We start from the raw sequence: 5,959 nt of genomic DNA on the forward strand, positions 1-5,959 counted from the left end.
GGTTATTTTTTAGCTTCGCTTTCTTGAATCCTTCTGTTGCTTTTATCATGATAGTTTCTCCTTGAAATCCCTTAACCCAATATGATTACTCAAAGGTAAAAGTATTTTTACTAGGTGAAAATTAGCAAAGCAAAGTATATTACTTGCAATGGATTCCTTTTATAGAGATTCAAAAAATCCTTTAAATGCTCACGTTTGATTATAAAAGGAACTGCAAAAGAAGCTTTATCCATCCCCGCGGAAGTGTTATTCTTTAGGTTATGAGGCTTCTTTTATAAGATATAAATGGAGGTGAAGTTGGTGAAAATACTAAATAAACTACCCAAACATAATCCAAATTTACATTTAGAATTTATTAAAAATAAATGGATATCAATGAAAGAACCAAAAAATTTAACAAGTGCGATTTTGTTATCCACACCTTTAATGATTATCGCTGCATCCATCTCTATTGGGATAATAAACATCTTTTCTAAAATTTCTTTAAGCGATTTTGGCCTAAAACCTGAGGGAGTAACGATTACAATTAATTTAAGTATTATTCTTTGGCTATTTTTGCTGTTAGTAATCCACGAATTCATTCATTTAATTTTCATTCCAAATTTTTTAAAATCAGAACAAACATATGTAGGATTAACACTGTTTGGAGGATTTGTGATAACAGAGGAAGAGATTTCAAAATCAAGATTTATCGTTATTACAATTGCTCCTTTTGTAGTTATCTCTATAATTCTCCCGCTGATATTAGGTGCATTTGGTCTATTAACAACAACATTAAAGTTCTTAATAATAATAAACGCAATGGCATCATCAGTCGATCTACTTAATCTTATTCTTATCATGACGCAGGTACCGAGAAATGCAACTTTAAAAAGTAATGGTCCAAACACATATTGGAAATTAACTAGTAAGATTTAGAGATAAAATCGAGACTGCTAATGAGTATGCAGTCTTTTTTTGTTATTAACAGAGATTAGTACGGACTCACCTTTTTTATATTTTGATATATTTACAAAGAAGGATATAATGACAAACGTAATTTATTTTTTTATTCAATCTCCAAAGATTCATATGAAATTGAAAGTATTCTCATGTTGCATTACCTCTTTAATAAAAGGCAATGAAGCAATAAAAAAGAGGTAACCCTAGGATTACCCTTTTTCCGAATTGAATTACAGTCTAATGAAAGATGGAGAATCACAACCTATTGTGATTTTTCATAATTAGTTAGAATGACTTGTTGATATATCGGGATTTTATTAATCATTTTTTTCATGATTAATTGGAATAAAGTATCTAAATGAACATGGTTAATCACATTTTTTCACAATTAACTAGAAAAACCTATCATTTTATTACTGGAATAACCTGTCTTAGCTAGATAGTATTACTTTTATTATTAATTCAATTTAAGATTTTCTTATTTAGCTAAAGGTTCAGCATTCCTGTAATAATTGTAAATAAAGTAGGTTTAACATTTCTACTCTTCTCCTCTAGAATCGATGGTTACTATGAATAAATTAGAAGCAACTTAACTTATCATTGATTATTTTCGTTAATATAGAGCTGAGTCTGACATGCATAAGAACTAGTATTAAAAACATCGTAATAAAGGTCTAGTTCAATCCCATAGTCAACATGTAAGTTATTGTCCTTTACATATTGCCCTAACAATCGGAGTTTTTCTAATTCGTCATTTTTATCATAAGAAATGGTTAAAAAGTTTCCAGCTGGAAGTATAAAAAAATCATTGGAATTCATTTTAAAATCTTTTTCGTTTATTAATAAAAAAACAAAAGAAGGTCTTAAAGTGCCTGCATGACCTTTTTCGTAAAATATACCTCTGTTGTATATTTCGTGGATTCCATACGTTCTTGCCAGCTTCTCCAAAGCTGCATAATCTAGCGGTTCTTCAGAGGCATTCATAGCTAGTTTTAATAGGTATCGCTTAGGAAATTCTGTAAGAGTTATTCCATCATTGTCCATAGCTTGAAAGGAATAATTTATAGTTGATTCTAATGAAGTCAATTTTTTTAAATTTGATTGTAACTGTGCAATTTGATTCTCTGTTTTCTTTTTCCTTTGAATTATATAATTAAGCAATTCTTTAGTCTGAGCAGATTCAAATAAATCTCTAAGTTCTTCGATACTTAATCCCAGCTCACGACATATTTTTATGATGAATGTATATAACAATTGGTTAGAAGTGTAATATCTATATCCAGTTTTTGAATTAATATATGCAGGTACTAGAATTCCTTCGTTGTGATAATATCTTAATGCTTTAATTGAAATACCTGAAATTTTCGATAATTCCCCTATTGAAAATAACTTAGCTGATCCATGCATGATTTCTCGTTCCTTTATTATTAATTAACAAAATTTGGAGTTATCTTTCTGATTTGCTTGCAAAATTTGAGATAAACAATGTAATTTAATGAAAAATATATCAATATAACATATTATAGTTGATTGATTTTTTGTTCAAGCTGATAAAAAAGGAATTAAAGGTTCCGTAGAAACATAAATATCATTATCAAACCCTACTTTCATTAAGAAAGTGGGGTATTTTTATCAGGAGATTTAAAGTGATAATGTCATAAAAATTTCTTAAATTGATATATAAATATATTTTTCCACTGGAAGCGTTTGACTCTCCCGTAAGGGGAGACTTTATTATTTTGTTCAGGAAATAACAATTTTACTTCATTCTGTAACGGAAAAAACAGTTGTATTCATGACATATGAAAAATTACTTTTCTTGTCATTGAGAAGGGAGACTAAAAATGGGAATCATACAAGAACCCAAGATGATTTCAATTAGTAAAGAAAGAGAAACGATTTACTCATTTTTAAGAGTATCTCTTCAATGTCCACTAACAAAAGAAATATTATTGCACTGGAAAGAACATTTTCCTTCTGAATTTAAAAATGTATTAACAGAGGGTAATGAAAATTTACAGCATTTCTTCGGAAAATTACACGAAAAAAATCTAGATTCTATTGTAGAGGAAGAAAAAGAGGTGTATTTAGCTACTTTTTATATATTCAACGAAGAAGGGAAGATTCCAGCTCCACCATGGGAATCGGCTTATACGACTAGAGATAGATCTCTTTTTGGTGAACCTGTATTCCAGATTAGAAAGAAATTAGCGGATTTTGGTTTGCAGTTTATCCATGAGAATACAGATCCAGACGATCACATTGCGATTGAATTAGAGTTCATGAATCATTTAATTAACTATACACTCTCTGCTAAAGAAGAAGGGAGAGAAGAAGATTACGCTAAAGGTGTTTATACACAATATTGGCTGATGAAAGAACATTTGAACAGATGGATTACCCCTTTTACGAAGGATATTCTCTCTTCTAATACAAGTGATTTATATAAAGGTATTGCACTATTATTAATCTTATTTGTAGAAGAAGATTTTGAATATATTAAAACATTGAAGGAGGACCTCGACAATGAGTGAGAATATTTTTGAAAAAATCTCAAATATAAAGATGAAACGCCGCTCATTTTTAAAATGGTCGGGTGCAGTAGCTGCACCAGCAATTATCGGAGGTACTGCGGTCTCTAGTAATCTTGTGAAAAAAGCAAGCGCTGCAAACACAGATAGTAAAATAGATGCTAGAGTCATTCCAACATGTAGTACACTGAATTGCGGTGGAAAGTGCGTTATTAAAGCGCATATAAAAGATGGTCAAATTGTACGGATAAGCACAGATGATGATCCAAGAGATGAAAATGCTGATAATGAACAGTATCCACAAATTCGTGCTTGTGTACGCGGCCGAGGATATCGAAGACATATTTATTCTCCAAATCGCATTAAAAAGCCATTAAAACGTGTAGGTAAACGTGGTGAAGGGAAATTTGAAGAAATTTCCTGGGATGAAGCGATTAAAATCATTGCCAAAGAAAATAACCGTATTAAAGAAAAATATGGTCCTGCTTCTCGCTTTAGTCTTTATGCAACGGGGCAAACTGGAACAATTGGTAGTGGAGATACAGTAATCCAAAGGCTTCTTGCTCTAGATGGTGGATATTTAGGACGTTATTCGAACTATAGTTCTGGTCAGCATATGGCTGCAACTCCATTTACGTTTGGTGTGCCTTCAGCAGGAAATAGCTGTAATACATTATTAGATTCTAAACTGATTATTTTACATGCTATGAATCCTGCTGAAACCATTTTTGGACATTTTAATATGTATTTACGTATGGCAAAGGCTAAGGGTGCAAAAATTTACACTATCGATCCAAGAAAGACAGATACAGAAGTAGCTCTAGCAGATGATTGGTTCCCGGTTAAACCAGGAACAGATAATGCTTTAATAGCTGCCATGGCTTATGTAATGTTTACGGAAAACTTACATGATAAGAAATTTTTAGACACATACTGTATTGGTCATGATGAAGCACATATGCCAGAAGGTGTTCCAGCAGGAGAATCTTATTACAGCTATGTTATGGGTGTGAAAGATAAAACGCCAAAAACACCAGAATGGGCAGCTAAGATAACTGGATTACCTGCAAGTCGAATTAAACAGTTAGCACGTGAAGTAGCCACTACAAAACCAATGGCTTGGGTACAAGGAAATGGTATTAACCGTCATATGAATGGTGAACAGATGTCTCGTGGCGGCTCACTTATAGCTGCATTAACTGGCAACATCGGTATTAGTGGAGGATGGGCAGGTGCTGGTGCTCCAATGATGGCACTTGCTCCGTGTGTTCCTTTCCCAATCCCTGATAATCCATTGGGAATTGGTATTCCATGCTTCAAATATACCGATGCAATTGTTCGTGGTAAAGAAATGGGAGTAAAAGATGGTGTAAAAGGGCTAGAAGAAGGGAAAACATTACCTTCTAATATTAAGATGATCTTTAATATGGCAGGAAACTGTCTTGTAAACCAACATTCAGATATTAATAAAACAATCGAAATTTTAGAAGATGAGTCACTGTGTGAATTTATTGTAACTTCTGATATTTATATGACTCCATCTGCAAAGTATTCGGATATTGTTTTACCAACATGTACATTCTTTGAACAAAACGACTTAGTTCCACCGTGGAGCTATGGCCAACACATTTTCCTATCACAAAAAGTGGTTGAGCCATTATACGGTTCCCTAACGGAATATGAGTGGATGAGTAAACTGGCTGCTGAGCTAGGAATTGAAAAAGAATTTACAGAAGGTCGAACACAAGATGAATGGGTTAAGTGGATGATTGATGAATCAAACAAGATGATTCCAGGTTTCCCAACATATGAAGAGCTGAAGAAAAACGGTGTTCATAAATTCAAAGATGTTACAGTTGTGAATTTCAAAAAACAAATAGAAGATTTAAAAAATAATCCGTTTGAAACACCTTCTGGAAAAATCGAGTTGTTCTCAAAAATGCTATACGATATGAATGATCCAGAGAACATCCCAGCTGTTCCTAAGCATGTTGCTGTTGAAGAAGGACCTGAAAGTAAATTAACGAAAAAATATCCATTACAAGTATTCGGTTGGCATGTGAAAAGACGTTGTCACTCAACTTGGGATACAAGTGACTGGATGGAAGAAGTTCAAACGCAAGAGCTTTGGATTAATCCTATTGATGCGGACAAACGTGGAATTAAAGATGGGGACAAGGTTGAAATTTTTAATGATCGTGGAAAAATGGTCATCCCTGCAAAAGTTTCAAGCAGATTCATGCCAGGGGTAGTTGGGTTACCACAGGGGGGCTGGTATAACCCAGATGAAAATGGTGTAGATAAACGTGGAGCAATCAACGTTCTTACAAGTCAGAAAGCTTCACCATTCCATTGTAACCCACAACATACTAATCTGGCAGAAGTAAAAAAAGCGTAGGGAGGAATAAAACATGGCTCAATTAGGCTTTTATATAGATCAAGCTCGTTGTAATGGCTGTAACGCATGTGTCGTAGCTTGCAAAGAC

The 5,959-nt window shown here is 33.2% G+C and carries 5 protein-coding genes; 4 read left to right on the top strand and 1 reads right to left on the bottom strand.

The genetic code is table 11. The features are described 5' to 3' along the window. The first annotated feature begins 300 nt into the window (after window positions 1–300). Window positions 301–918 carry a metalloprotease family protein gene (locus BN349_RS14455; protein ID WP_019243040.1) on the top strand — a complete coding sequence of 206 codons (618 nt, stop codon included), beginning with the start codon at window positions 301–303 and terminating at the stop codon, window positions 916–918. A gap of 621 nt (window positions 919–1,539) precedes the next feature. Here the strand turns inward: BN349_RS14455 and BN349_RS14460 are convergent. Next, window positions 1,540–2,349 (bottom strand): MerR family transcriptional regulator, encoded by an 810-nt coding sequence (locus tag BN349_RS14460; RefSeq protein ID WP_019243041.1) that lies wholly within the window; start codon window positions 2,347–2,349, stop codon window positions 1,540–1,542. A gap of 437 nt (window positions 2,350–2,786) precedes the next feature. Here BN349_RS14460 and BN349_RS14465 point away from each other — a divergent pair, with 437 nt between their 5' ends. The 3 genes from BN349_RS14465 to BN349_RS25435 all read left to right on the top strand — a co-directional run. Next, window positions 2,787–3,476, top strand: a complete 690-nt coding sequence (locus tag BN349_RS14465) for a TorD/DmsD family molecular chaperone (RefSeq protein WP_019243042.1) — start codon at window positions 2,787–2,789, stop codon at window positions 3,474–3,476. Continuing rightward, the gene (locus tag BN349_RS14470) at window positions 3,469–5,871 is read left to right on the top strand and encodes a DMSO/selenate family reductase complex A subunit (RefSeq protein ID WP_019243043.1); all 2,403 of its coding nucleotides are present in this window, start codon (window positions 3,469–3,471) and stop codon (window positions 5,869–5,871) included. The genes BN349_RS14465 and BN349_RS14470 overlap by 8 nt, the downstream gene beginning before the upstream one ends. Window positions 5,872–5,884: 13 nt before the next feature. After that, window positions 5,885–5,959, top strand: a 75-nt coding sequence (locus BN349_RS25435; protein WP_187370273.1) for a 4Fe-4S binding protein, incomplete at its 3' end; no start/stop codon positions are given.

Origin of the sequence: Bacillus sp. AP8, assembly GCF_000321185.1 — a bacterium.
GTDB lineage: Bacteria > Bacillota > Bacilli > Bacillales > DSM-1321 > Bacillus_AD > Bacillus_AD massilioanorexius.

Excerpts from the sequence above, each read along its gene's own strand:
- BN349_RS14460 (WP_019243041.1), bottom strand. The coding sequence starts at position 2,349 with ATGCATGGATCAGCTAAGTTATTTTCAATAGGGGAATTATCGAAAATT.
- BN349_RS14465 (WP_019243042.1), top strand. The coding sequence starts at position 2,787 with ATGGGAATCATACAAGAACCCAAGATGATTTCAATTAGTAAAGAAAGA.
- BN349_RS14470 (WP_019243043.1), top strand. The coding sequence starts at position 3,469 with ATGAGTGAGAATATTTTTGAAAAAATCTCAAATATAAAGATGAAACGC.